Source organism: Geobacillus uzenensis (assembly GCF_002217665.1).
In the GTDB taxonomy this organism is placed as follows: domain Bacteria; phylum Bacillota; class Bacilli; order Bacillales; family Anoxybacillaceae; genus Geobacillus; species Geobacillus subterraneus.
Window position 1 is genome coordinate 1 of record NZ_NEWL01000007.1, and the last position, 26,716, is coordinate 26,716.

The window sequence follows — 26,716 nt, forward strand, 5'->3', positions numbered from 1 at the left end:
TTATGTCTTCTGTTGGCAGGCGAAACGATCGATCGAGTTCTTTCCGCTACCTAGGGCATTTTCTATGACCGAAATGCCCTATTTGTGCTGGGCTTTTTTATACACTAGCACTGGGGTGAATAGTTACCATACGCTCACCCCCCTTTCAAGAAATATTATAAATAACCAAAAATTTTAAAACAAGCAAAATATTTCTACAATTATCGAGCACAATCGACACAAAAGATAGCGATTATATCAACACTGAAGTTATATTTTAATTACATTACTTAAGATAGACGAAAGGTAACTAGTGGTATTATGTCAAGAAAATAAGCCCATAAAATGAAAAAACTTTAAAATCCTACATCTGATGAGAAATAATATAAAACTACTTTTTTCTATGCAGAGTTTTACAGTTGTAACTTTATATATACCCGTGGTGCTAGTTGAGCGCTAGCGCTCAACTAGCCCGAGAACAACAAGTGAGTAAGCCAGTAAAATACCATCCAGTGCCGTTTCAAATCCAGAAACCGAGTTCGCGCGAATCTTGGTGATCCGATACGAATCGACTAAAATCGAAAACACGGTTTCCACCACTTTACGTTTTCGCTTCATCCATTGTTTCCATGCATCCGATTGGCGAATTCGCTGATTGTTTCGGACGGGCGTCCAAAACGCGACTCGGTGCTCTTCGTACAGCTTCTTTTGCAGCGTTTGGCTGATATACCCTTTGTCACCGAGGTTATACGGATGTGGAATTTGCGTCATGACGGTTTCAGCGGCCACCCGGTCGTGACAAGACGCTTCGGTGACAACATATCCCATCGGCAGCCCTTGATCAGTCACTTGAAGGTGCAGCTTCAATCCGTAGTACCATTGCTTTTTGGAAGCGCAATATCCGATGTCTGCCATCTCTTGAAATCGTTTGACGCGATGCATTCTTGCGGTATGGCACAACGGGAGCGGCAAGCTGTCAACGACGGCATAGGCATGATGTTGACCGCGTTTTGCCAGCTCATGACGGATCCATTTGATGGCGAAACCAAGCGCCCGGCAACGGCGGTTGTATCGGGAGCGTTCAAGAAACGAGCCGTTTGTGAACAAATTTCCCGTGACAAAACGATGCCATGCCCGTTCGGATGTAAAACCGAGCAGCTTTCCTAAAAGATGAATGGCGATGATGACAGCGTCCTCTTGCTTTACCAAATGGCGATTTCGACGGTGAAGATGCACCTGAATGCATGAAAGTTGGGCAGAAACAAAAACGAAAATGGCGGCATATTGCTTTTGAATCTTGGCTCGATCTGTAGTAAAATGAAAGTGCTCTTGCATGGGGATTCTCCTTTCGAATGGCAGGTCGCACTTTCATTCTACAGGAGATCCGCCAGCAAGGGCTATTTTTATGCTTGCTCAAGTTTATCTAGCACCATGGGTTATATATACATTAATGCAAGCTTATCTTCCTTAGTAATTTGTATGAAATTGTATGAAAGGACAGATGTTCTAAATACAAGTTACATCTCAGAAATGGTTAACAAAAAGTTTGGAGCGAAGAAAACCCCCCTTCTTAACAAGCTATTAATTGACATCAAAATTACATCAAAAAAGCAGGGCAATCGTCCTGCTTTTGTTGGTTTGACCATTCTTCCCCCTCAATTTTTAGGTGAAGTGATTCTTAAATAGTAACCATCTGGGTCGGTTAAGCGAAAATCTGTCATTCCCCACTCTTGCTGTTTTAGTTCTGATTCTAATTCAATTTGCATTTCACATATACGTTGATAATAACTTTGAACATCTGGAATAAAAAATTTATAATTTTTTCGTGGTCAAAATGTGGTCAAAAAAAGAGAAAGAACACTAATGAACCTCCATTTTCCGAGATTTTTTTGGATTATTACATCATCCCATCAATGCCCGAGAGCGCCGCCTTCACTTCCGCATGGTCAATCGCCGCCGGCGTTCCTTCCATTAAAATATGCACTGTCTGCTTGACTACGGCAAATGCTCCTTTTAGAATCAAAACCGCCACCGCGATGGAAATGAGCGGATCGGCCGCGTACCAATCGAACAGCCAGATGACAAGCCCTGCCGCCATCGCCCCGACCGAACCTAACGCATCGCCGAGTACATGCAAATACGCGCTGCGGACATTGACATTCTCCTTGACATCCCCTTTGCGCATCAGCACCCAAGCGCTCACAAGATTCGCCAACAATCCAACGGCAGCCACCGCCATCATCGGTCCGCTCGCTACGTCGGGAGGATTCACCAATCTCCCTGCCGCTTCCCAAATAATCCAAGCGGCAATCACCACCAATGTTACGCCGTTGGCAAGCGCTGCTAAAATCTCGAACCGATACAATCCGTACGTTTTCTTTGGAGAGGCAGGCTTCGCCGCCAGCCACACTGCCACTAAACTCAGCAGAAGCGAAGCGGCATCACTCAGCATATGCCCCGAATCCGAAAGAAGGGCAAGGCTGTTCGTTACAAGTCCGCCGACAAATTCTAGAACCATAATGCCCGCCGTTATGCCAAGAGCGATCGCTAACCCTTTTCGATTTCCTTCCCTGCCATGGTGATGATGGCCGCAATGGCCATGCGCATGGTGATGCATAACCCGACTCCCCTTCACCGGTGTTGTGCATGGTCAATCGCCTGTTTTAGCAATGAAATCACATGGTCATCATCGCAAGAATATACCAATGTCTTCCCTTCGCGGCGGTATTTGACGAGCCGCAACGTCCGAAGCAACGCCAGCTGGTGGGAAACGGCCGACTGCGACATGCCGAGCACTTCCGCGATATGGCCGACATGGCATTCTTCCTGCGACAACAAATGCAACATTTTAATCCGAGTGGGATCCGCTAATGCTTTAAATAGACGCGACACTTCATCGACTGTTTCCGCTTCTAAAAACAGATGATCTTCCGTTTTCACTGCCATTCCCTCGCCTTTATATTAATTAACATATGAGCATATGTTCATATATATGCATTATATGCTCATCTTGTGATCGTTGTCAATCATTGGCCATGAAAAAAAGCGGGGAGCATCGTCCACCGCTGATCATTGCGATGTTTATTTTTTTGTATGCGGCTATTGCCTCGGAATCCGCTACGCCGCTATTTCACCTTCACAGCCGTCCCAGTCGCAATGCACATCATCATGCCATCACGCAATGTTTCAAAATCAAGATCAATGCCAATGACCGCGTTTGCCCCGAGCTTCGCCGCTTTATTCACCATTTCGCGAATGGCTAATTCTCTTCCCTCAGCAAGCTTGCTTTCATACGCCCCACTGCGCCCGCCGATCATATCGGTAATGCTGGCGAGAAAATCGCGAACGACATTGGCGCCTAGAATAACTTCCCCTGCCACAATGCCTAAATACGCTTCAATTTCTTTTCCTTCAATCGTATGGGTGGTCGTGACAATCACAACGATGCCCCCCTGCCTTTCATCATAAAGTCCGTGATTCTATTTATACTACTTTTCGTCGCCAGGTGTCGCTTCCGAATTTGCCCGCGGCGCAGCCGGCGCTGGTTGGGTTCCGTACAACAACAGCTGGGCGATGCCGATAAAATACTCCGATTCGCGAATAATATGGTCTAACACGACTTTCGCCGTCGGATTTTGGGCGACGGCCGCACTTTTCGTTTTCACTTGTCGGCACAATTCGATGAATTGAAGACTTTGTTGCAAGCAGAATGAAACGAAATGGAGCACTTGCTGATGCAGTTGTTCCGGAACATAATAACCGACCCGGATCACCGATTCGATATAGCGGACCGCTTGTTGGTGCGTAACCGATAAGGCCTCTTCCCACTTCTTCAACGCATCTACATATCGTGCTTCCAATCCGGACACAAGCTCACGAATCACTACTGTATGTTCCTCCTCTTGGTGCTTCCAAAATTCAATTTCATCCAAAATACGCAGCGGCATATGTGGGCCATAGTAAAATTGCATGCTCTCTCCCTCCTGACTTTGTCCCCCCTCCTTTCATAATCTATGGGCAAAAAGGACGGTCCATGCCATAAAAATAGCAAAGCAACCTGTCAAACGGTTGCTTCGCCTGAATGTTCACCGCGTCCCGGGCGCCGGTTTGTCAACTCCTGTGACGCGATGGCGGTGTCCAGCGTCTTCAGATGTGTAAAAATCATAATAGTGGACGTGCATTCCGTTTCCGACCGGAATGGCCGGCCCCGAATATGCACGGTAGTAATGGGTATGGCCGTCTTCGTACAATACATACCCTTCAACATAGTGAATATGGTTCCCGTCTTCCGTAACAATCGGCGGCGACGTAACATCCAAACATTGATGGACATGCCCACCTTCGATGGAGGTATAATCGACCGAACCATGGTTGTGATGTGGAACAAAACCGGAGACAAAATCGTCCTTTCCTACCCGCTTCATAACAATCCCCCGTTTAAATAAAGAGTTGCGCTAAGCCCTTTCATTTCCGCCGCAGCAGAACAACGGCCGCCCGCCGCTATCCAGCCCAAGCAGGGAAAACTCTTGAGACGAAGACGTCTGCCCTCGATCCTTCTTATTCCAGAAAGTTAGCAGATGGAGTTATCGCTCGTCTATCCTTTAGCGAAATTACAAGAGACCTGCCCCTGCAAAACATTCATATGAAGAAAGAGAAAAAGTATGATGCAATAAGCAAAAGTTGTGGAGACTTTTATCCTGCGGCCCTTCTTCTTGCACTCTACTACCTGTTGAGTGTTCTGCCTATTCTTCGGCACTACCGGCTCATTTTTATCATCCCGAATCACTTGTAATACAAAATTGAATGAACATTCATTCTTTGTGGTATAATGGTGCCAGCATCTGCACACAAAGGGAGGAACGCTCGCCATGTGGATCCATAAAATCATCAAAAAACGATTTGAAACCGAAATGGTCAACAACGTGCACATCGCCAAAGCGACCGCTTCGTTTCAAGGCGTTCGGCTTACGGTCCGCTGCTTCATCGTTGACGGCGTTCTCATTGATACCGGGGCCAAATCGATGGAAAGCGAGTTCGCCTCGTTTTTTCAACAGCACGACATCGACCAAGTTGTGATCACTCATTTTCATGAAGACCATACCGGTTGTGCAGCGTTTTTGCAACAAACGATGGGATTGTCCATCTATATGAATGAACCGATGATCGACTACTGCCGGCAAAAGGCGGACTATCCGTTGTATCGGAAAATCTTTTGGGGAAAGCGCGACCCGTTTGCTGCCGAGCCCATCGACGCCACGTTTTCTTCTCGAAACGCCACATGGGAGGTGATTCCGACACCTGGCCATGCGATTGACCATGTCGTCTTTTTGAATCGCGAAACGGGCCAGCTGTTTAGCGGCGACTTGTACTGTCAAGAGAAAACGAAAGTCATCTTGCGCGAGGAGGACATTCCGGCGATCATCGCCTCCTTGCAGCATGTGTTGACGTACGACTTCGGTGACGTCTTCTGCGCCCACGCGGGCTACCTCCCAAACGGACGCGAGGCGCTTCGGCGGAAGCTTGACTATTTGCTCGAACTGCAAGATACCATTATTGACTTATACGAAAATGGAATGCCGCCAAAACAAATTCAAGCGCTCCTGTTTCCAAAAAAATACCCGATTGTCTTTTTTTCCGGCGGAGAGTGGGATTCACTGCATATCATCCGTTCGGTGATTCGAGACTATGAGGCGAAACAAGCCAGTTGAAGCGGGACGTCCCCAAACGGCCATGCCACGGCTGAACGGGCGTCCTTTTTTGATCCGTTTGTCCATCGGGCGCTTACGATGTTCACACCGTTTTCGATGACGTCCTTTTTCGATATCATTGCCGTTTGTCCGCCCTCTTGGCATCCTGATCCTAAAGGCAGAGCTTTTCCGGAACAGTCAAACCCGTCTAGCGGCGGGAAGTTGGAACTCATTTCTTTCTGCACAAAATGTTCACTACATTTGCCGCAAATCGGACAAATTAAGAAAAAACGAAAGGAATGACTGAAGCCATGAACGACACGCCGCGCGTGAAGCTGCACGGATTTAACAATTTGACCAAATCGCTCAGCTTCAATATGTACGACATTTGCTATACGAAAGCACCCGAGGAGCGGGAAGCGTACATTTCCTACATCGACGACGTATACAACGCCGAACGGCTGACCAGCATTTTGAAACACGTCGCCGAGATCATTGGCGCCCATGTGCTAAACATCGCCAAACAAGATTACGTTCCGCAAGGCGCGAGTGTGACGATGCTCGTTTCCGAGGGGCCGGTGGTGGAAGTTCCGCAAGCCGAGGCGCCGCTGCCTGAAGCGGTCGTACTTTCGCTTGATAAAAGCCATATTACCGTCCATACATACCCAGAATACCATCCAAGTGATGGAATCAGTACGTTTCGCGCTGATATTGACGTCGTCACTTGTGGAGAAATTTCGCCGTTAAAAGCGCTCGATTATTTGATTCAGTCGTTTGACGCCGACATTATGATCATCGATTACCGCGTGCGCGGGTTTACGCGCGACATTCATGGATCCAAATGGTTTATTGACCATGACATTACATCGATTCAAAATTATATTCCAGAAACCATTCGCGAGAAGTACGACATGATTGATGTGAACATTTATCAAGAGAACATTTTCCATACAAAATGCAAACTGCGGCAATTTGATTTAGACAACTATCTCTTCGGGTATACGAAAGACGCCTTACCGAGACAAGAAGTAGAAGAAACAGCTGCCAAACTGAGAAGGGAAATGGACGAAATTTTTTATGGAAAAAATATGCCTAGCAGCTTTTAACGTAATTTCCGACAGAAGTCTCCCACCTCAAGGAATGTGCAGAGCAAAGCCCAATGAGTAGGTGGGAGATGAATGTCGGTTGGCGATCGCCAACTGATGTGGTCATCTATGGTTAGAACGGACGCCTTCGGAGCGAAGGAAAGCGTAAAGGGTTCTTGTGTGTGGCTTACCGTTCAGCGAACACGCACAAGTCGCTTGAAGCCTCCACCTCCAAGCGAAGCGTAGGTGGCGGGTAGTTCACGAAGGGAGAGCTTTTCGGCATTCGTGATCACCGATCAGCCGTTCAAGCTCCCCCTGCAGCTTCTCCGTTTGCACTACATATGGTATGCTAGTAGAAAAAAGGAAAAGGTGTGAATATGGGATCGTACATTGTTGTCGGGGCTGGCATTTTAGGTGCGGCGGTGGCTTACCACTTAGCGAAAGAAGGGGCTGCCGTAACAATCATCGACCGCAAGGACAAAGGGCAGGCGACCGATGCGGCGGCGGGGATCGTTTGCCCTTGGCTGTCGCAGCGCCGCAACAAAAAATGGTATCAGCTGGCAAAAAACGGAGCGAAGTTTTACCCTTCCCTCATTGAGGAGCTGCTATCACACGGGGAAACGGAAACCGGCTATGCACGCGTCGGCGCGCTCTGCCTGCATACAGATGAACAAAAGCTTGAACAGATGGAAGAGCGTGCGCGCAAACGGCGGGAGGAAGCACCGGAAATCGGAGACATCGTGCGGCTTGGGCCGAAGGAAGCAAAAGAGCTGTTTCCGCCGCTATCTGAAGGGTATCACGCCATTTATGTGAGCGGGGGGGCGCGCGTCAACGGCCGGGCGCTGCGCGATGCGCTTCTTAACGCGGCCCAAACGCTCGGGGCCATCTACATCCGCGGAAATGCCCGGCTCCTCCATCAAGGTGCGCGCATCATCGGTGTAGAGGCGGATGGGGCGACCTATGCCGCCGAAGGGGTCATCGTCACAGCCGGCGCGTGGGCTAGCGAGCTGCTTCGTCCTCTTGGTATCGAGCTGCTTGTCACACCGCAAAAAGGGCAGCTTATCCACTTGGACTATCCGAACCGCGACACATCCCATTGGCCTGTTGTCATGCCGCCAGGCAATCAGTATATGCTCGCCTTTCCAGAAGGAAGAATGGTGGTCGGAACGACGCATGAAGACGAAGCAGGTCTGGACGTCCGCCCTACCGCTGGGGGGATGCACGAATTATTGGACAAAGCACTTGCGATCGCACCAGGTCTCTCCACCTGTACATACGTCGAAACACGAGTCGGATTCCGCCCGCGCACGCCTGGGTTTCTCCCGATCTTCGGGGCGATGCCGGGTGTTTCTGGACTGTATATCGCCAACGGCCTCGGCTCCTCAGGGCTCACCGTCGGCCCCTATTTAGGAAGAGAGTTGGCGAAACTCGCTCTCGGTTTACCGACGGAACTCAACCCAAGCGATTACGATGTGACAAGCGCCATCGTCCCGCTCCCCTAGTGGCGTCACGGTGCACGAAATGAATGGTGAACAACCAAGCCGGCTCATCCATTCCGCAACAAGACCTGTTGTCCACTGCGAATGCGATGAAGCCTTGCGCCGCCCGGACAAAGCTGAGAACCGCCCGTCAGCTTTGTCCTTCATATTTTTTTAGTTGCTCCGTCAGCTTTTGAAACAAATCCATGTCTTTGCGGTCAAGCGCTTGGTCAATTTGCAGCCTCAACCGTGACACTTCATGGCGCTTTAATGCTTCATCCAACACTTGCTCGGCCGCTTTCGCCATTTTTTCATGCCGTTCATGCCGCCGAACATTTTCAAAGGCCCGGTGATCAATCAGCCGGAGATACGAAAAATTTCTTGCTTTTCCCGGAAAGTGAAGCGTCAAGTACAGCGGCTCATTCGGGCGCAGCGCCAAATCGCCCATAATCGCCGCCAAGCTTGTGCTTTTTTGGCCACGCCGATAAAACACAAGCCCCTCTTCCTCGGCCGTGGCAGCCGAAATCATCAGCCATCGCGCCTGCTTTTGCTCGTTTTCCGTAAAATGGACGTTTTCAAGCAAATGCGGATGCTGCAGCAAATACTTGAGCACAAACCGGGCATCCGGATGTTTTAAGCGGTAATTTTGCAAAAACGAAGTTAAAAAATGACGCTTCTCCAACGACGACACCCACCTCATTACACCACCCCCTTTATGAAACCTGCAAGTCCTCACTGTTCACCACAGGGAAGAATGACGTCTGACCTAACTTATTCGTTTACCGCGACAAAGTTGTCTGACACCTTAACTAGCCCCGTTCAAAAATCATCAAACAAACCGCGGCACCGGTCAGGCCGATAATCATCGACAACGCCCGTCTTTTCCCGTCCGTTTGTCTATACAGTATAACCCATTTCGGCCTTCCATGCAGCTGCGGACAACAAGAAAAAAGTCCTGCCAAAAAAAGCTGCCCTTTGTCTTTGGGCAGCTTGTTGTTTATGGCAGTAAACGCCACATATCGGCAAGCTACTGAATCACACACATTCAAACGAGCTGCAGTGCCGATCCTTCGCCTAAACCGAGCATTTCCGCTGTGGAAACTTGAATGTCATGCAAAAGCCGTTCGTTTTTCATGAGCGATGCACCGTAGGAAGGGATCATTTCTTTCACCTTCGGCTCCCACTCTTTCATTCGTTCCGGGAAACATTTCGCAATGACTTCTAGCATAACATGAACGGCGGTCGAAGCGCCCGGCGAGGCGCCAAGCAACGCCGCAATCGAACCATCAGCCGCATGAACGACTTCTGTACCAAATTGCAACGTTCCTTTGCCTCCAGCTTCCGTATCTTTGATCACTTGCACGCGCTGACCGGCAACAATGACATCCCATTCCTCGCTTTTCGCCGTCGGAACAAACTCGCGCAATTCCTCCATACGCTGTTCTTTCGATAACATCACTTGCTGGATCAAATAATTCGTAAGCGCCATATTTTTCACGCCGGCCGCCAACATCGTCAACAAGTTGTGAGGTTTGACTGATGTAAACAAATCGAGCATTGACCCGTTTTTCAAAAACTTCGGCGAGAAGCCGGCAAACGGTCCAAACAACAACATTTTTTGATTGTTGATAAACCGCGTATCCAAATGCGGAACCGACATCGGCGGCGCGCCGACTTTCGCTTTGCCGTACACTTTCGCATGATGCTGCTCAACCACATCCGGATTGTTGCACACCATAAACAATCCACTGACCGGGAATCCGCCAATCCCTTTCCCTTCCGGAATGCCGGATTTTTGCAACAGATGGAGGCTTCCTCCCCCAGCACCAATGAAGACAAATTTGGCCACATGACGTTCAACAGCGCCGCTATCTAAATCGCGCACTTTTAACTCCCATAGACCGTCGCTTGTCCGCTTGATGTCATCAACATGATGACGGTAATGAATCTCGACATTTTTCCGTTTTAAATGCTCAAACAGTTTGCGCGTCAGTGCCCCAAAGTTCACATCTGTTCCTGATTCGATCCGCGTAGCTGCGATCGGCTCGTTCACAACGCGATTTTCCATCATGAGCGGTATCCATTCGGCCAACTTTTTCGGATCATCAGAAAATTCCATACCTTTAAACAGCGGGTTATTCACCATTGTTTCATACCGCTTTTTCAAAAATGCGACATTGTCTTCCCCTTGCACGAAGCTCATATGAGGCAACGGACGAATGAACTCTTTTGGATCACGAAGCACCCCACTGTTCACTAAATAAGCCCAAAACTGCAAGGAAACGTAAAATTGCTCATTGATTTTGATGGCTTTGCTGATGTCAATGGATCCATCAGGCTTCTCAACGGTATAATTCAGCTCGCAAAGCGCCGCATGCCCCGTTCCAGCATTGTTCCATTCGTTGGAGCTTTCCGCTCCTGCCTCTTCCAGTCTTTCAAAGACGACAATGTCCCACTCTGGCGCCAATTCCTTCAAGAGTGTCCCCAACGTCGCGCTCATAATGCCAGCGCCGATTAAAATGACATCCGTTTTTCCTTGTTTGTTGCCCATGTTTACCATCCCTATCCATGAATAGTTGTAAAAGAGCATCGAGCGATCGCTCGAAATGATTCCACCGATACCCCTTTTGTTTTTGAGGGCGATTACAAAATTTATTATAACACAATTGATTAATAGTATGTCACTATTATCGATTTTAACAAAAATATATTAATATAATTCAATGCACCGTTGCATATTCATGACATCAACACGACCATCCGCAATCGCCCTTCACAATAATTTTACAAAATCGTTGAATATTTCGCCACCATCTCGAGAAAAAACGCAGAGATTTTTCAAGAAGACTGATGAAAAACAAACGAAATCATTTCATAGCAGCAAAAAAGACGGCTCCATGCCGCCAAAGCGTCATATAAGCCATCTACACCCGAAACATTCCAAGGTGACATCCATCGTATTAGGCAATCGTTTTTTCAATTTCTCTAACAAATGGCTCGTGCGAAGTATTCTCTAAAAAATCTTCGAATATTTCATCAAGTTGCAAGTTGAGATCTTCATTGACCTCATTCCCGTCCTCGTCATAAATCTCAAAGTGGCTGTACTTCCATTGATCAAATGTTTCCCTAAGCAAGTCACAGTATGTCACCCAACGCTTTCCATAGTTAGACATATACGTCGGCACCCATTGATCAATGTAAACGTTGTTTAACAACTCATCTAACGGAGAACAATAAAATCGCGAGCCCTTACTTCTCCCCAGCGACCGGACAAGCTCGGCGAACTCTTCCTTCTTCATTTTCCTCACTTCACCGGAATAGTCATAGCTGATCTTGCCGTTGTATGGATTGATGAATGGTTCAGCGGTGTATATCCATTGGTGCGGTATATGCGTTTGAATCACTTCCATGAGCATTCGGGCAATGAGTTGCGGGATATCACGGAAATCCAACTTTTCTCTTCCTCCCTCACAAGAAGATGCGAAACAACACCGTCTTTCATCCCGCAATGGAAACCGTAGGATGAAAGGCGGCCAAATTTCGTAATCAAGCAAGGCGCTTCCGCGGTCACGGTCTTCACAAACGCAGCGGCCCTTCGGCATCCTTAGGCCATGCCGTCCATACGACGATCAATTGGCCGCTTGTCGTCACCAACCTTCTTATTCCCCATGGCCATCCCCTTGTTTTTTATTTCCCTACTCTTCAAGCAATCCCCGAACATCTTCCTCTAGAAGATCCACCAACCGAGCAATGTCTTCCACCGTCATTCCTTTGCGCTCCATGTTACGAATCAGCTGTTTCATTCCTTGTTGAATTCCACGTTCCATCCCTTCTTCCAACCCCTCCTTCCCTTTTGCTCATAGGAAATGATCAGCCCCAACACGTTCTCTTTTTCTTTCGTTTCCATCGCCTTCACTTCTCTTTGCAGTTGTTGCTCTTCCTCCTCCGACAACTTCACATACGTTTCAAAAAAGCCCAAGAGCAGCCGCTGCCTCGCTTCATCCAGCTCCAACCGCACCAACATGCGCAAAAACTCTTTTTTCAACTCAACTTTCTCACTTTCAGTATACCCCATTTTGCCAAGCAGCGCAGCCGCAATCGGATTGTCATGCCGAATAGAATCCCGCCAATGTTTCTTGCGCAGCTCCATCGGGAAAAAGCGGAACTGCAACACCTCGCCAAAGGGAAACTCAATCGAAAACACGGACGGTTCATCACGGAGGGCATCATGGCTGAAGACGGCAATGGGAACAATGCGGATGCGGTATTTTTCAAACAAACGGCTGAAATAGACAAACATGCGCTCCGGAAAGGACGACTGCACGCAGCTTTGATTCTCCACATGAACGATGATCAGTCCATCTTCCCCTTTCAGCTTCGTCTCGGCCGACAGATCAACGCGGTATTTTTCTCCTGCGGTCACATCAGTGAACAGTTCTTCGGACAAAAAGGACAAATGGCGGAAATCGATATGCTCGTGCATGTCGGGGAAAAAGAGGAGGAAAAACTCTTCGAAGAACGTCTGGATCAGCTCTTTGAACAATCGGTCATGGTCAATGGCCATCCGATCACCTCACGATGAAGATGTTCACCAACTATCATTCGTGAGCACGAGGCGAAAATCCTGCATGGAAGACATAAAAAATGGAGAGCCAGGAAAAAAGCTCTCCGTTTTGTGCTTGCTCCCCGTCATACAAACAGCAGCGAACGCGAGTGAAAAACACTCAGTTGAAAAAGGCTGCTTCAAAAAGTTATGTCATCATCACCTTTTGAGACCGCCCTTCAGTAAGTACATCGCCACGACCAGCGTTTGCTTTTACTTTCTTAGAACGGCCGGCGGGTATTTCAGCTCAGGATGCAACGTTTCAAACACATCAGCAACATTTAATATCGTTCCTTCCCCAAAGGCTGGGCCGATGATTTGCATCCCTACAGGAAGTCCTTGAACAAAACCACATGGCACCGTTACAACAGGCAAGCCCGTCAAGTTAAACGGTCCTGTAAAACGGATGATATGGTCAAGAAAGTTTACTTCCTCTCCATTGATCCATACCGTATCCTGCCCGATTTTGGGAGGGAGAAACGGAATGGTTGGGGTGATCAAAACATCTACCTTATTGAATATTTCCATGAACTCGTGATCCAATTTCAAACGAATTTGTTGCGCTTCCAAGTAGTCTACAGCGGAAGGGAGTTCTCCAAGCTTTAAAAGGAAACGGACATCATCGCCAAAATCTTCTTCCCTTTCTACTAAATGATTGTGATGAATAGCGCTGGCTTCTGAAAGAATCGTGATCATTTCCGCATACTGCGCATATTGCAATGTTGGAATTCGCACGGTTTCTACAACAGCACCTTCGCGTTCCAAAGAAGCAATCGCCTGTTTAACCGCTCTTTCGACTCCTTCATCCACATGATCAAAGAAGTACGGTTCTATGCCAATTTTTACACCTTTAACAGACTCCATGAATTGTGTGGAATAACTCGTTGCAGGGGCATCGGTGGAAGTAGGATCTTTTGGGTCGTATCCTGCCATGGCTTCTAAAATATAGGCAGCGTCCCTCGCCGTTTTCGCCATCGGACCGATATGGTCCAACGACCATGCAAGCGGGAAACAACCATATTTGCTTACTAGTCCATAGGTGGGCTTTAAACCGACAATGCCGCAAAACGAAGAAGGAATTCGAATCGAACCACCGGTATCTGTTCCTAGGGAAGCAATCGTCATATGCGCCGCCGTTGCGACCCCCGATCCTCCGCTTGAGCCTCCGGGAATGCGTTCAGGATCCCAAGGATTTCGGGCAGGTCCGAAATGAGGATTATTGTTCGTTGCTCCCCAAGCATACTCATGCAAGTTTGTTTTTCCAGGAAACACTGCTCCCGCTTCCGTCAACTTCTCGATTACTGTCGCACTGTAAGTTGGCCGGAAGTTTCGGTGAATTTTTGACCCCATCGTTGTTGTTTCATTAGCTACGTAAAGAATATCTTTGATTGCTATAGGGATGCCATGTAGCGGGCCGCGGTAATTTCCAGATCGGATTTCCGATTCCGCCAACTCAGCTTGCTTGCGTGCTTTCTCTGCTGTCACCTCTATATAGGCATTCAGCTTATTGTTTAATGTTTCAATTTGTTCGAGTACATCGTCAACGAGCTCAACAGGTGAAACTTCTTTGTTTTTTAGAAGAGGGGAAAGTTCAGAGATTGTTTTCGTATTTAGCCGTTTTTCCACGATACACACCTCCCGGTTGGTGAACGACTCCAATATCTGCCTCATTCAAACCAAGTTTTTCGACTCCCTGTTTTAGTTGCTGAATGGCTTTCCACTGATGCTCAAGCATCATCAATTCCTGTTCTGAACACTTAATCCCTTTTTCTCTTAATTTCTTTTCTATGCTATTGCTCATTTCGTTTCCTCCCTTCTAAAATTATTATACATTACAAGAATTAAATTCCAAAATATTTTGACTTAACAAAATATAATAAATATACACCCGATTATTTTGACAATACTCTACTGAATTTCCTAAAATGTAGTTAGACATCACCCGTCGAAGGTTCGTTGTCAGCGATCCAAGGTTCCTATGTAACCAATCCTAAAATCTAAAAGTAAAGAGGGGAACGCCATGGAAGCGAAACAAACCGTGTTTGTCAATGAGTTCACTAACGGCATCTTAGACCCTCATGGAAACATGCTTGGCCCCGTGCAGGATGGGGGATACATTGTCGCCAATACTACTCCTGGCTGCTGGGGACCGATGATCACTCCTTGCATCCGCGGTGGCCATGAAGTGACAAAGCCCGTTTTTGTCGAAGGCGCTGAAGTAGGAGACGCCATTGCGATTAAGATCAAATCGATTCGCGTCACCTCTATCGCCACATCCTCAGGAAATGATAAACCAATGGAAGGTCGGTTTGTCGGCGATCCGTTCGTTGCTGTCAAATGCCCACAGTGCGGAACGATGTACCCGGAAACGAAAATCGAGGGGATCGGCCCGGAAGCCATTCGGTGCGCGAATTGTGGCGCGGACGTGACTCCATTTGTATTTACGAACGGCTATACGATGACGTTTGATCCAAACCGACAAATCGGCGTGACCGTGCATAAAGAAGCGGCAGAACACATCGCTCGACAAGGACGGTACTACATGGCGACACCCGACAACTCCGTCCAAAACCCGATCGTCACGTTTGCGCCCCATGACTTAGTCGGAACGGTGGCCAGACTCCGCCCGTTCCTCGGACAGCTCGGCACCACCCCGGCGCGTCCGCTACCGGATTCACATAACGCTGGCGACTTTGGCCAATTTCTGATCAACGCCCCACATGAATACGGGATTACGAAAGAACAGCTGGAAGATCGCACGGACGGACATATGGACATTAACCGTGTACGCGAAGGCGCCGTGTTGATCTGCCCTGTGAAAGTGCGGGGCGGAGGTGTTTATCTCGGTGATATGCATGCCATGCAGGGCGACGGGGAAATTGCTGGGCATACGACCGACGTATCTGGCATCGTCACCCTTCAAGTGAAAGTGATCAAAGGGTTGACCATTGACGGACCGATTCTTCTTCCTGTTGCTGAGGACCTCCCCTACTTGGCAAAGCCATTGACAAAAAAAGAAAAAGAGATCGCCCTCGATTTGGCACAATCATGGGGGGTAAACAAGTTGGAAGAATCGTTGCCGATTTCCTTTGTCGGGACAGGTGCCAACCTAAATGAGGCAACAGAAAACGGGTTGCAGCGGGCAGCGAAAACGTTAGGCATCTCTGTCCCTGAGGTGATGAACCGTGCCACGATTACCGGCGCCATCGAAATTGGCCGACATCCTGGGGTCATCACCGTGACCTTCTTGTGCCCTGTTCGTTATTTAGACAAGATTAGTTTGACCTCGCTAGTGTACGATCAATATCGCAGCGTTTTAGAGTAAAAACATGTCGATCATCACTAAAGGCTTCATCCTCTCGCACTTGCCAAGCAGGGATGAAGCCTTATGTTTGTCAAGATTCGGGCACATACATTTTCTGCAGCGGCAACAGCGCTCTCGCATCATTTGGCATGTTCTCGTACCAATGGACAATCAAGTTGACCAGTTCTTCCAAATCAATCAGTTTAACGGAATTATGTTTGGCGACTGCCTCTGCATGGGAAGTAAAACCGCCTGTTGAGACGAACAGGCAATTGGCATCAATCGGGTTGGCCCCGAGAAGCTGCTGGATTTCTGGAGCCGAAGCGGCACTTTTGCGATGCTTAACTTGCACTTTAATAATTGGTTTTTCAAAACCGAATGCATCCTTATAGGCCAACACATCCACCCCACCGTCAGGGCCTTTCGGGCTGACTTGCACATTGTACCCCATAGCCCGAAGCAAGCCTGCTACTAAATCTTGCATTTGCCACGGATCAAGCTTGTCCACTTTGTCCTGGATCATCATCAACGCTTTTCCAACAAGATCTTCGACGATTTCGTCCTCTTCCGGTTCAATGGTTTTATCGACGGAAGCTAATGACGGGTTGCTCAATTGTCGTTCGATTTCATCCCCCCACTCATCGACCCGAAAAACTGTTAAGGTAGAGCCTAAACTGTTTTTCGCCGCCTGCGGCAATGAATCTCTTGAGATCCGGGCGTTTTCCCAGTTGACCCGAATGATGTTCGGATAATTCGGGTGCCCGATGTCAGGATCGTACACATGCTCCTCTGTGACCGTTCCGACAATGTATTCTCTTCTTTCTTTAGAGTACGTGATCACACGATCGCCTTTTTTAATTTCATGGCTGAAACGCCACACTTGATTAACCCAGCTATTTCTTGATTTCGGTTTGGCCTCGTTAAACACTTCGTCTGCCTTCTGTTGAAGCTGTTGCTTTGATGAAAAATGCCTTGGGTTTCCTAACCGCGCCCAGCCGATCGATGCGATGCCCTTTTCCAGCCAAAGCGGAATCAGTTCATTGCGGTCGCCCGCGCGGATCATCCACCATTTTGCCATTGGATTTCCCCCTTTTTTGTAAAAAGAAATCGCTCCATTCGCGAAGCAAACATTTTCTAAAAACAGGCGCTTAAAAGACGAGCAGATAGCTCCCCACTATATGCAATACCATTATAAGATGAGCAAAAACGAAAAAACCATATAGAATAAGCCCGCCCATCGGTGTTCTCCGTCTATTACAAACTGCTTAATCGATTTCGTTCAATTTTGATCGTATGATCTTTCCCATCCAATACATCTGCGCGCTTGCTGCCGTAATCCGCTTTACGAATCGTCGCCATCCGTGTCCCCTCCCTTTGTCATAGATAAAAAGATTCAGTTGATTTGATTGTATCAACTTTTGTAAAACGTTGCCGTCGAACTTTGTCGACCAATCAAAAATACAAAAAGAGCGGTGCGGTGCCGCTCCCTTTTCTATACCGATGGCGAAGCGATGAGAACACATAACGCTTCCGCTTTGAAGCTCATTTTTTATCAACTCCTATTTCTCTAAGTGTGCAATACACTAGCGCCCTGTTGCTGCTCGGGAATGTGCTCTTGGATGTCTCAAAGATTTTGCATTCAACCGGGTCAATTCATAATGTGATGCTAAGACAAAGCAGAAGCCCGCTTGGCTTCTGTTTTGTCCCCACCTTCAACGGCTTAAGGCTCGTAACATAAACCGCTCGACATCATTCTCCGGTCCGATGAATTCCACGTCTGTTCCGATGGCTTGGAAGTGTTTGCGGGCGAAGGCAATTTTCGCTGCTTCACCGGGACGCAGTTCGTCCTCCCATTCCTGTCCTTTCGTCTCGAGGACGAAGTACAGTTTTTCCTCTCCATCCTTTTCGATGACAAGCGCCCAGTCGGGATTGTAGGAGCCGATCGGTGTGTCAATTTTAAACCAACTCGGCAGTTTGACGTACACTTTTACGTTCTCATCGTGTTCAAAACGTTTGGCGAACCGCTCTTCCACATCGGAATCGTAAAGGATATGGTCAAACGGCGATTTTTCGCTCGGGATGGCGTTGTCGTTCAAATAGGCGAGGAGCTTTTCATTTTGGAGTTGCGGTGGCATTTCTCAAATAGGCGGCTGAAATCAAAAACGCGCCCTTCGGAAATAACAGTTTGTACACAATCGCCTTCTCATTCCCGTCGAATGCTGTGGAGAAATTCCGCATCGATTACTTTCCTGTCATCGACAAGATCTAGCAGTTCGTCGTGTGGCCGAATCTCATCATTTCCGTCGGAATAATAAAGAGTGATATGCACTCCTTCTGATTGTGCGATTTGCAACGCGGGCAAAAAATCACTGTCCCCCGTCAACAATGCCGCATGAGTGATTAATTTCTTCGTACTATGCATAACCAAATCGGTTGCTAGCATCACATCGATCCTTTTTTGCTCAAACACTGGAAACCCACGCTCATCAATGCCACGAAATGCTAGCTTTCCCTCCCGGACGGTAAAACTACCAAGCCGGTTTAGTCTTTTGAAAAAACGTTGTGCATGGGAGAAATAGTCTTTTTCCTCTAGAGATGGATAGGATGATTGATGGGGAAGGCAATGGTAGTAGTACGTTCGTAAAAGCAGATGGCCTTGAGCCATTTGTTGAGCAAGCTTGCTGTAATCGATTTTGGCTTTTCCATGCCATTTCAACACATGGTCGAGATATCCACCATCAATAAATAAGGCAATTCGCGAATACAACGCATTCCCTCCCGTCCATGGCAATGAATACAAAAGGAGCGGCGATGCCGCCCCTCTCTCTTGACCTGCCATCCATCCGAACGGCAGCGGTTATTCTAAATATCATTATAATTGGAAAAACGGTGCATGTAAATCCCCCAGTTGAGACGAACAGATCATTCGCATCGAGCCGGTTCGCCCCGAGAAGCTGTTAGATTTCCGAGGCATAGGCAACGTTTTTGTGATGTTTGACTTGCTCTCGATGTCGTCTTGGCCTCGCTGGGCACTTCATTTGCCTTTTTCAGCAACTGTTCTTTTGGTTGAACACATGTCTTTGGGTTTCCAACCGCGCCATCCGATCGATGAGATGCCTTTTCCAGCCAAAAACAGAATAAGTTCATTGCGGTCCCCCACTCAGATCATCCCACCATTTTTTATTCGAATTCCTCACCTTTTCTAGCGATGACAAATATATAAAAACAACCGTTCCAGTTCCTCCGGCTCTAACTTTCGAACCAGGATAATAAACTCCCTATGGAATGAAGGATAAATGCTGCTAATGCTTTCTATTTCGTATTGCAACGCTTCTTCAGATGATGCCGATTGTATCCCCGTTAGTAATTGCCTTTGCTTCTCGACAGGGTACCCTTTTTCGTTCATGAATATTAGTACATTCTTGATTTGTTGAATAAATAACGGCGAGCTCTCCGCCCATTCATCGATTCGTTTCCGCCAATCCCCATTTTGTATGCTAGAGTTTTCAGATGAATTCTTTTCAAACAGCTGTTTTAAGGCATAATATAACTCCTTCACTTCCGCTTCTGAAAGGGTAACTCCCTTGCCCATTTTCGCATGTGAGGCATCCCAATCCCGTATATCATATTTCGGAGGATATCCGTTCCAGCTCACAAGATTTAGTTCCTTATTCCATCCTTTGGGCGAACTAGACAACGTCGCAATTCGTTTTTTGATTTCAAACTGAATCGTTGCCAAACAAACCACTTCCTTACTTGGAATATATACTTGAATCAAAGCCAAAGGCATCGTAATCTTCTTTATAGAAATTTCTTACAAAAGGACAAATACTTCTAAAGTTGCGGCCAGTATACATCAACTGCACTTCTTTTTTCGCCCTAGTAATTGCAACATAAAGAACTTTCTTTTCATCATTGAGTATAGCTTCAAAATCCGCCTTGTAGCCGTCACTATTTTTATTGTCGCCGGCTCGTTTATCCAACTCTTCAATCCTCTTTTTATTCGGATAATGATCACGGTCAAAATGAATCAAAAATACATAATCAAACTCAAGTCCTTTGACACTATATGCATCTGTAAACAAAATCGGCTTTTTTTGTTTGTTCAAGTCAAATCTTCTTCCATATTGGGATGAGGTGATGACATCAAAGTGTTTCTTTAATTCCATAAGAACCGAACATTGACTAATCGCATATGTATCTCCATCATGGCGGTGGATAACAGCAATTGTCGCATCCGAATCGTTTTTCTGAATCACTTTTACTTGGTTCACTAGATGACAACTCAGTTCTTTCGAGCTCTGGAAAAAGTAAATCGACGGTTTTTTTCCTTCCCTCACAAAACGTTGATCATCCAAACGGTCGTTTTCTGCATCAATGAACTCCAAACTGCTCGCCAGTTTCATGATTTGTTTTGTTGATCGGTAGTTTGTTCGCAAGTTTCTCGTTTTTCTCCCCTCGATGTGCAACCCTAAATCCCGATAAGAGAACGGGCTTCGTTTGTAAATACGTTGCTTTGGATCGCCGGAGACAACAATTGATTTTTTGGCCAATCCGACCAAGGCCTTTAATTGCATCGCCTGCAAATCCTGAACTTCATCGACAAAAATATAGTCGTACTTCAATGAATCGGGAATATCGTCAAAATATTTCAGCAGCAACAAAGCATAATCTTCTAAATCTAAATGATCGTGAAACTGTTTTTTTAACATTTTCTCATATTCCTTATACAAATAGAAAATCGTTCGGCGCTGCTCTTTGGTTAATCGCGGGATGTTTCCCCTTCCCGCCCGTTCACAATGATAGTACGATTCTTCTGTGACAAAACCGTTCGCTTTCATCCAAAGAATTTCATCCATTAAAAACGTACCCGCATGGGTTTTATAAAGTTTTTGTTCCAGCGGCAACTTTTTATATTCTTCGCTTTCCATAAACGTATCTACAAGCGCTATCGTACGGCGTGTAATGGCGTCCTCATAGCGCCGCAAGTTTTCAAGGTTGATCCGCAAAAACTCTGCGTTTGGAAAACCAATTTCCCTTAAAATCCTTGCCGCCATATAGTGAAAAGTTTCCATATGCAAGGTATGTTTGTCTTTGATCTCATGAAACTTGCTCGACTGTTCGATTCGTTTTCTGGCATCTTCAACAAGCATCGTATTAAACGAACAATATAAAATGCGCTTCGGTTCATTTTCCTGTTCCATGACTTTTAGCAACTTATAAATTAATGTCAGGCTTTTGCCGGTGCCTGCCGAACCGTTGATCAACATTTGGTCTTCGTCTTGCTGGACAACGGAAATTTGTTCAGGGCTTAGCGTAATATTAGGCAACAGACCATGGGCATCGAAGTAATTTTGCCAAGCTCGCGCTGATCGTCTGGCAAAGTCTAGACGTTTCTTACGGAGATCAGCTGTCGTTTGCATCGATGACATATTCACCGTCCTTACAAACATGCAGGAATGGACACATGCGGCAATGTTGTCCGCTTCTTGCTTCGATTTCCTTTGTTTGAACACTTGCAAGAAATTCTTTTATATGCTCGTCAATTCGGAAGGTGTCATGGTCATATTGATATTTCGCTTTCCAATTTTTTGTGACCATATATTTGCTTCCCAAGCGTTGAAGCCGCTTCATTGCCTTTGGATAGTAAATATTCTGATATGATTTATACGTTCTTAGGCTGGAGGGATAGGTTGTATCCAACAAGTTCTGCTTGTGCGCATTTGTCCATTGCGGAAATAAAGGGAATATGGTCTCCCGCACCAGCGCTTCTCCATCCCCTTGTTCAGCAAGAAGTTTGCCGATGATCGCAAAAGCTTGCTGCTGATGAAAATCGCTTTCGTAAATTGGATGATGTTCAACAAACGCATTGAAAAAGAATTTCCGTTGGCAAAAGTCGCTGTCCAACCATAACAAATCGGGAATAGCCTGTAACGGTTCTTTCGGCATCTCCTCTTGGACAACGGTCTCTTCTTCCCATTTCCACTCCTCGGGTTGCTCCTCTGCAACTTCTTCCGTTTGCCCATACAATTCCTGTAAGATAGTGAAATAAATGCTTGGTCCGTCATGCTCGTACAAATCTTTAATATAGCTAAAAGTAATTTGTCCCTTACCGTACGCTAGAAGATGATAAATGGAATATAGTGCAGTATTTCTTGTAACATTCCGTGAATAATAATCAACTACAAGCGCATTCATCCGCATGATTCGATTCGCAGCAACAAATGAACGGCGAATGCATTCTTTCAACCAACTATGCGTCAATAAGTGGGGCATTTCAGACTGTTCCCAAGGAAACGTTCGCAACGATAAGTCTGTTACGTGAATGTTATGTGCAATCAACGTTTTTCCAACCAACTGGTCAATGTTTACAATTTGTGGACTGTCTTGATCATCGTCTTCCTCATCTTCCTCTGTACCTAAGTGCAATGTGAGAAACTGGTATAACTCTTCCATCGTAAACTCCCAGTCAGCAGGAATAGAAACGGAAAATAACTTTTCCATCTTTTGTTTAGCACTAGGTTCCCACTGGCCGCTCACAGCCACATAGATGTCGTTCAGTTCTTTAATATACACCCTGACATTTCTCTTTTCCCTTTCCCCCAATAGCAGACGGTTCACTTTTCGAGCCAAATCTTTTGTGCATTCAATCAACTGCTTGACAGAGATTCGGTATCTAGACTGATGCACATATGGAAAACAGCGAAACGGGTTGCTTAAATAACGCTTCAGTCGGTGGCTCCCCGCCTGTTCCTTCGCAGTTTCATCAAATACGCGGCTGACTTCCTGAAGATCAACAAGCGCTTGCAGGCGTTCCATGATCTCTTGAAAACTCCCCACGCCGTCCATATAACTGCGCAAATCAATCAGCAACGTCAATGCTTGCGTGCCGTTTACATGTCCAGACTGCACCCACCCTGACGTCATCATGTTGACGTAATCGTCATAAGTTAAGACAATGCCATCGTTTGTTTTTCTGCAGTTTTGCAAAGACAAGAAAAATTGTCCATAGCGGCTGGCGTAAAAATGATCGTTTCTGGTGCAATTTGTGTATATGTTTAAGTCTTTTTCATATTTAGCGACTACTTCATTATGGTTTTTTACAATCGGGTGTTTTTGCAAATACTCTTTAAATTCTGTCGGATGACCAAAAGTGAGAAAACGAACGTGGCGCAATGGATCTTCCTGATCTAGAAAACGATCGCCCAAATAGCGAGCAAATTTCGCGCCTCGGCGCGGCTGGGAATTCTCGACGCATTCCCAACGGCTATACTCGCTTCCGCTCACCCGCTCATAAATTTTACGCCATGTTTGATAAACATTTGGAGCATGGGGATTAAATGGAATATAAAATATGACATGCAATCCTATTTGTTGCAATTGATAAAACATCATCATCCGTACAGCATCAATGTAATCGAAATGATGAACACATACGGTATGAATGTCAGTATCAATATTCAATGTCTCCGCTATTTTTTTCTTGGTCAGATGGGCTCGTTCTTGCCGATAGCTGACGACGATAGGGTCATGTCTGAGCTGCTCGAACATGCCAATCAGAAATTTTTGTTCTTCCTTCAGCTGCACGCTCGGAAAGTCAAACAACCGCGTCATCCCCATTTCGATTAAAAAACGGAGAGATAAATAAAAATCGCGAACCTTCTTCTCTAAATAGTCCATCGATTCTTCCGAAGCATGTTGATGAATGTATTGGCGTATCATCGACCGCAAATAGATTTCAGTATGCGGATGATTCCAATTAGGAAACAGCTTCCTTACAAACGAATGATATGCCAGTACTTGGCTTTTCGATGCCCCGGTGACACTTCTCAAATACTGTGCCAACGCAGTACTTTGCGTAAGATGGATTTCGCCTTCCCGGATTCTGAACCGTTCGTAAAAATGTGTTGTGTGCTGGTAGTACTTGACTTTAAACAACCAACATCTCCCCGCTTTCTAACAAGTCGCTCCAACATTGCGCCTGATATGGATTCATTTGGGAAGAGCTGTTTACATAAACCGCCTTTCGCGCCCGCGTCAACGCTACGTACAGCAGTCGAGCTTCTTCGCCGATCAATTCTTTCTTTTCTGATCTGGCGTATTCATTGTAATAATTATTTTCAAACTCCATATCATCCCAACGAATGCTGTATCCGAGTTTCCACTGCGCTCGATCGGAAATTAACATCACATCCGTTTCCCCTTGCTTAATAAACGGATGGCGCGTCAATGGCATGAGCACATAGTCAAACTCCAATCCTTTTGCCTTGTGGACGGTCATCACTTTGATCCGGTGATTGACCCCCCTCGTTATTTTCAGCTCATTCTCCGAAGCATCTGTTGCCATTTTGATTGCTAAAAATTTCTCCAGATCATAGAAAGATGCGCGAAAATCGCCAAATTCCTTTTTGATGAAAAAAATAAGGCGGTCCAAGTTCATTTTGTATTCCTTCATTTTCGCAATGGCTTCTTTCCGATGCATCTCCACATCTCCATCAGGAAATCGGGATCTCAACTGGTTGTAGTAGCGCAGCCGAAAGACTTCATGCGGCCGAACTTCATCAATGATGTTTTGCAACACAGCAAGGGCGGATGATGTGTTCCATTGGCATTCCCACCGTTCCATATTGTCAAATGTCTGCAATAAATCAAGAATAAAAGACGTTTCCGGCGTATAAGCTGATAACACTCTGGCGATAGTCAGTTCATTCTCTCCATAAGAGCTTTGGTGAAAGAGATAACGATCCTTCGGAACATACGGGTGGGTAAACCTCCGGATCAACAGGTAAAATTCCCTTACTGGCAATGAACGGTAAAAAGTTCCTGACATAGTTGCTTCACAAAAGAACCCCATATTCTCAACTCTATCCACCATTTCCAAAACTTCACGGTTTGAGCGGACTAAGATGGCAACATCTTCGCGATACAAACGGTGAAGCAAGCATTTTAGAGCGGGATCACCCATATCTAACGCAACTAATCCTTCTTCTCCCTCTTTGCAACCTTCCTCTTTCGCCGGAATCAGCTTGTCCGTATCATCAAAAGGAAACTTTTCAACGACTTTTGTCCATTTCTGAAATAAGGCATTCAATTGTGTTAATAATGTCGGTGATGATCGGTAATTCTTTTGCAACGAATACTCTTTATACACTTGATCGGCTGTTTCCAGCTGTTGTTGCAATTGAAGAAACGCCGTATAGTCCGCGCCTCGGAACCGATAAATGCTTTGCTTCACATCCCCAACCACAAACAACTGACAACCATACTTCTCTGCCAACCAACTGATGAATGCCGTCTGTGATTCATCCGTATCCTGGAATTCATCGACAAATAAATAACGGATCGGCAAATCGAGTTGATCGGAAGAAAGATTCTTAAGCGACGCTAGACGGCTGATTAAATCACTAATTTCCAACGTTTCCTCCGTCTTTTTCTGTTCATCAAGCTCCCGAATAACACGTTTCATGACATAATCGGCAAATTCATGAAACCCACAGCTGTCTGTCCCGAAATCAAGCTGCCCAATCGCTTCAACAGAAAGCGATTTGTTATGCAGCTGCTCGATCATAACGATAAAAGAACGAATGATTTGATAGTGGGGAATATGCCGAAAACGTTCGTATATCTCCGGGCATTCAACCGAGAACTGGTCAATATACTTCTCGATCAGCCGTCTCCGCTCATGTTTATAACTCCTCACTTCCATCAACCGCGAAAAACCTAGCGTTTGCCCTTCTGTCACGAGAAACTCCCTAGCAAACGAGTGAATGGTGCCGATAAACATCCGTCCTGCTTCTTCCATCCACTCTAAATATTTTTTATCCTTCGTCAAATCGTAATAGTTTTTTATCTTTTCTAACAACTTTGAACGCATATTGGAAGCAGCTTCGTTTGTGAACGTGATCATGACAACTGAACGCAAATTGAGATCCCCTTGCATATGCTTGAGAAACATGATCCGGTTGATCATCGTCGTCGTTTTTCCCGTGCCTGCTCCTGCCTTCACAATATAATGTCCGCGGCTATAGGCATGTTCGAGTTCATACTGCCCTTTATTAAAAGCACTGTTTTGATCAAGATAATCCAATAATTGAGAGTCATTAACTTTAACTTTGCCATCTTCAATCACTGCCCATACCCGTTCCCATTCTGGTGCATAGCGAACAATAGAAACTTGGAGCAATTCTTTCTTATATGCTTCATGCAAAATCGGATCCTCTAATAATTCTTGCGGATCATCAAACGCAAGCAAATACACCTTGCGGCCGCTTTGGATATATTGCCGAAGTTCACTTGCTCGTATTTGCCGAATATCAGATGAAAATAGCAGGACAGAATATTTGGCCTCATTCATTGGTATACACTCCTAATATTTATAGACAGTAACTTGCATCCCTATTTTATACTAAAATAGCGGTTTAGTTACAGAATTTATACGCTAGTGCACCTGTTCTGAACAATGACCAGGTGAATCAATCGCCCCTCAGTTCCCCTGACACATAAGAAAACGAGAGGCGACTAAAACAAATAAAAATTTTCCCGACAGAACTGGCTTTCAAAAGCTCGATGCTAGAACGAAA

21 protein-coding genes and 4 pseudogenes are annotated in these 26,716 nt (G+C 46.2%); 5 read left to right on the top strand and 20 right to left on the bottom strand.

The genetic code is table 11. The annotated features are described in order from the left end of the window. Positions 1-435 precede the first annotated feature (435 nt). Entirely contained in the window at positions 436-1,314 is an 879-nt protein-coding gene (locus B9L21_RS11830; protein ID WP_033025756.1) for an IS982 family transposase, read from the bottom strand. On the opposite strand from B9L21_RS11830, the gene B9L21_RS17715 reads away from it, so the two are divergent. Beyond that, positions 1,231-1,665: a hypothetical protein gene (locus B9L21_RS17715; protein WP_192927660.1), complete on the top strand. Its 435-nt coding sequence runs from the start codon at positions 1,231-1,233 to the stop codon at positions 1,663-1,665. The genes B9L21_RS11830 and B9L21_RS17715 overlap by 84 nt on opposite strands. Here B9L21_RS17715 and B9L21_RS18285 read toward each other — a convergent pair. The 6 genes and pseudogenes from B9L21_RS18285 to B9L21_RS11860 form a co-directional block, all read right to left on the bottom strand. Further along, positions 1,635-1,745 (bottom strand): hypothetical protein, encoded by a 111-nt coding sequence (locus tag B9L21_RS18285; RefSeq protein WP_366663858.1) that lies wholly within the window; start codon positions 1,743-1,745, stop codon positions 1,635-1,637. The genes B9L21_RS17715 and B9L21_RS18285 overlap by 31 nt on opposite strands. 134 nt (positions 1,746-1,879) lie before the next feature. Further along, positions 1,880-2,596, bottom strand: a pseudogene (locus tag B9L21_RS11840) (cation diffusion facilitator family transporter); the annotation flags it as partial. Positions 2,597-2,610: 14 nt separating this feature from the next. Further along, positions 2,611-2,919: an ArsR/SmtB family transcription factor gene (locus B9L21_RS11845; RefSeq protein ID WP_413229275.1), complete on the bottom strand. Its 309-nt coding sequence runs from the start codon at positions 2,917-2,919 to the stop codon at positions 2,611-2,613. A gap of 185 nt (positions 2,920-3,104) precedes the next feature. After that, positions 3,105-3,419 carry a YbjQ family protein gene (locus tag B9L21_RS11850; protein WP_063857379.1) on the bottom strand — a complete coding sequence of 105 codons (315 nt, stop codon included), beginning with the start codon at positions 3,417-3,419 and terminating at the stop codon, positions 3,105-3,107. 48 nt (positions 3,420-3,467) lie between these two features. Further along, on the bottom strand, positions 3,468-3,950 hold the full coding sequence (locus B9L21_RS11855) for a DUF2935 domain-containing protein (protein WP_063857378.1): 483 nt from the start codon (positions 3,948-3,950) through the stop codon (positions 3,468-3,470). A gap of 114 nt (positions 3,951-4,064) precedes the next feature. Next, the gene (locus tag B9L21_RS11860; protein ID WP_063857377.1) at positions 4,065-4,403 is read right to left on the bottom strand and encodes a YmaF family protein; all 339 of its coding nucleotides are present in this window, start codon (positions 4,401-4,403) and stop codon (positions 4,065-4,067) included. A 444-nt stretch (positions 4,404-4,847) separates the two neighbouring features. Here B9L21_RS11860 and B9L21_RS11865 point away from each other — a divergent pair, with 444 nt between their 5' ends. The 3 genes from B9L21_RS11865 to B9L21_RS11875 all read left to right on the top strand — a co-directional run bounded on the left by B9L21_RS11865 (position 4,848) and on the right by B9L21_RS11875 (position 8,253). Next, complete coding sequence (locus tag B9L21_RS11865) at positions 4,848-5,687, top strand: MBL fold metallo-hydrolase (protein ID WP_063857376.1); 840 nt, start codon at positions 4,848-4,850, stop codon at positions 5,685-5,687. Positions 5,688-5,977: 290 nt separating this feature from the next. Then, positions 5,978-6,772, top strand: a complete 795-nt coding sequence (gene speD, locus B9L21_RS11870) for an adenosylmethionine decarboxylase (RefSeq protein ID WP_063857375.1) — start codon at positions 5,978-5,980, stop codon at positions 6,770-6,772. A gap of 356 nt (positions 6,773-7,128) precedes the next feature. Then, positions 7,129-8,253 (top strand): NAD(P)/FAD-dependent oxidoreductase, encoded by a 1,125-nt coding sequence (locus B9L21_RS11875; protein WP_063857342.1) that lies wholly within the window; start codon positions 7,129-7,131, stop codon positions 8,251-8,253. Positions 8,254-8,380: 127 nt separating this feature from the next. On the opposite strand, the gene B9L21_RS11880 is transcribed toward B9L21_RS11875, so the two are convergent. From B9L21_RS11880 to B9L21_RS11905, 6 genes and pseudogenes are all read right to left on the bottom strand, one after another. Further along, positions 8,381-8,929, bottom strand: a complete 549-nt coding sequence (locus B9L21_RS11880) for a YpiB family protein (protein WP_063857341.1) — start codon at positions 8,927-8,929, stop codon at positions 8,381-8,383. 345 nt (positions 8,930-9,274) lie between these two features. After that, complete coding sequence (locus B9L21_RS11885; protein WP_192927659.1) at positions 9,275-10,789, bottom strand: malate:quinone oxidoreductase; 1,515 nt, start codon at positions 10,787-10,789, stop codon at positions 9,275-9,277. Between the two features lie 400 nt (positions 10,790-11,189). Then, positions 11,190-11,681 (bottom strand): hypothetical protein, encoded by a 492-nt coding sequence (locus tag B9L21_RS11890; protein WP_011230891.1) that lies wholly within the window; start codon positions 11,679-11,681, stop codon positions 11,190-11,192. A 243-nt stretch (positions 11,682-11,924) separates the two neighbouring features. After that, positions 11,925-12,793, bottom strand: a pseudogene (locus tag B9L21_RS11895) (Rpn family recombination-promoting nuclease/putative transposase). A 252-nt stretch (positions 12,794-13,045) separates the two neighbouring features. After that, positions 13,046-14,458: an amidase gene (locus B9L21_RS11900; protein ID WP_011230888.1), complete on the bottom strand. Its 1,413-nt coding sequence runs from the start codon at positions 14,456-14,458 to the stop codon at positions 13,046-13,048. Next, positions 14,424-14,633, bottom strand: coding sequence for a hypothetical protein (locus B9L21_RS11905; protein WP_014195569.1), 210 nt, complete (start codon positions 14,631-14,633; stop codon positions 14,424-14,426). The genes B9L21_RS11900 and B9L21_RS11905 overlap by 35 nt, the downstream gene beginning before the upstream one ends. Positions 14,634-14,852: 219 nt before the next feature. Here B9L21_RS11905 and B9L21_RS11910 point away from each other — a divergent pair, with 219 nt between their 5' ends. Further along, entirely contained in the window at positions 14,853-16,157 is a 1,305-nt protein-coding gene (locus tag B9L21_RS11910; protein WP_011230887.1) for an acetamidase/formamidase family protein, read from the top strand. 70 nt (positions 16,158-16,227) lie between these two features. Here B9L21_RS11910 and B9L21_RS11915 read toward each other — a convergent pair whose 3' ends face one another. The 7 genes and pseudogenes from B9L21_RS11915 to B9L21_RS11945 form a co-directional block, all read right to left on the bottom strand. Next, positions 16,228-17,214 carry a restriction endonuclease gene (locus tag B9L21_RS11915; protein WP_063857339.1) on the bottom strand — a complete coding sequence of 329 codons (987 nt, stop codon included), beginning with the start codon at positions 17,212-17,214 and terminating at the stop codon, positions 16,228-16,230. Between the two features lie 634 nt (positions 17,215-17,848). Continuing rightward, positions 17,849-18,256 (bottom strand): annotated as a pseudogene (locus tag B9L21_RS11920) (type III restriction endonuclease subunit R); the annotation flags it as partial. A gap of 83 nt (positions 18,257-18,339) precedes the next feature. Then, complete coding sequence (locus B9L21_RS11925) at positions 18,340-18,903, bottom strand: NYN domain-containing protein (protein ID WP_033008850.1); 564 nt, start codon at positions 18,901-18,903, stop codon at positions 18,340-18,342. A 762-nt stretch (positions 18,904-19,665) separates the two neighbouring features. Then, positions 19,666-19,875 (bottom strand): annotated as a pseudogene (locus tag B9L21_RS17955) (YdbC family protein); the annotation flags it as partial. Between the two features lie 13 nt (positions 19,876-19,888). Then, on the bottom strand, positions 19,889-21,568 hold the full coding sequence (locus tag B9L21_RS11935; RefSeq protein WP_225995660.1) for a UvrD-helicase domain-containing protein: 1,680 nt from the start codon (positions 21,566-21,568) through the stop codon (positions 19,889-19,891). Continuing rightward, a complete protein-coding gene (locus B9L21_RS11940) occupies positions 21,543-24,074 on the bottom strand; it encodes a PD-(D/E)XK nuclease family protein (protein ID WP_225995661.1) in 2,532 nt (843 codons plus the stop codon). The genes B9L21_RS11935 and B9L21_RS11940 overlap by 26 nt, the downstream gene beginning before the upstream one ends. Next, positions 24,067-26,490, bottom strand: coding sequence for a UvrD-helicase domain-containing protein (locus tag B9L21_RS11945; RefSeq protein ID WP_063857335.1), 2,424 nt, complete (start codon positions 26,488-26,490; stop codon positions 24,067-24,069). Before B9L21_RS11945 ends, B9L21_RS11940 begins: the two co-directional genes overlap by 8 nt. Positions 26,491-26,716: the final 226 nt, after the last annotated feature.

Bases quoted from the DNA above. Each gene is read 5' to 3' on its own strand.
- B9L21_RS11830 (WP_033025756.1), bottom strand. From the start codon at position 1,314: ATGCAAGAGCACTTTCATTTTACTACAGATCGAGCCAAGATTCAAAAG.
- B9L21_RS18285 (WP_366663858.1), bottom strand. From the start codon at position 1,745: ATGCAAATTGAATTAGAATCAGAACTAAAACAGCAAGAGTGGGGAATG.
- B9L21_RS11855 (WP_063857378.1), bottom strand. From the start codon at position 3,950: ATGCAATTTTACTATGGCCCACATATGCCGCTGCGTATTTTGGATGAA.
- B9L21_RS11860 (WP_063857377.1), bottom strand. From the start codon at position 4,403: ATGAAGCGGGTAGGAAAGGACGATTTTGTCTCCGGTTTTGTTCCACAT.
- B9L21_RS11865 (WP_063857376.1), top strand. From the start codon at position 4,848: ATGTGGATCCATAAAATCATCAAAAAACGATTTGAAACCGAAATGGTC.
- speD (WP_063857375.1), top strand. From the start codon at position 5,978: ATGAACGACACGCCGCGCGTGAAGCTGCACGGATTTAACAATTTGACC.
- B9L21_RS11875 (WP_063857342.1), top strand. From the start codon at position 7,129: ATGGGATCGTACATTGTTGTCGGGGCTGGCATTTTAGGTGCGGCGGTG.
- B9L21_RS11880 (WP_063857341.1), bottom strand. From the start codon at position 8,929: ATGAGGTGGGTGTCGTCGTTGGAGAAGCGTCATTTTTTAACTTCGTTT.
- B9L21_RS11885 (WP_192927659.1), bottom strand. From the start codon at position 10,789: ATGGTAAACATGGGCAACAAACAAGGAAAAACGGATGTCATTTTAATC.
- B9L21_RS11905 (WP_014195569.1), bottom strand. From the start codon at position 14,633: ATGAGCAATAGCATAGAAAAGAAATTAAGAGAAAAAGGGATTAAGTGT.
- B9L21_RS11910 (WP_011230887.1), top strand. From the start codon at position 14,853: ATGGAAGCGAAACAAACCGTGTTTGTCAATGAGTTCACTAACGGCATC.
- B9L21_RS11915 (WP_063857339.1), bottom strand. From the start codon at position 17,214: ATGGCAAAATGGTGGATGATCCGCGCGGGCGACCGCAATGAACTGATT.
- B9L21_RS11935 (WP_225995660.1), bottom strand. From the start codon at position 21,568: ATGTCATCGATGCAAACGACAGCTGATCTCCGTAAGAAACGTCTAGAC.
- B9L21_RS11945 (WP_063857335.1), bottom strand. From the start codon at position 26,490: ATGAATGAGGCCAAATATTCTGTCCTGCTATTTTCATCTGATATTCGG.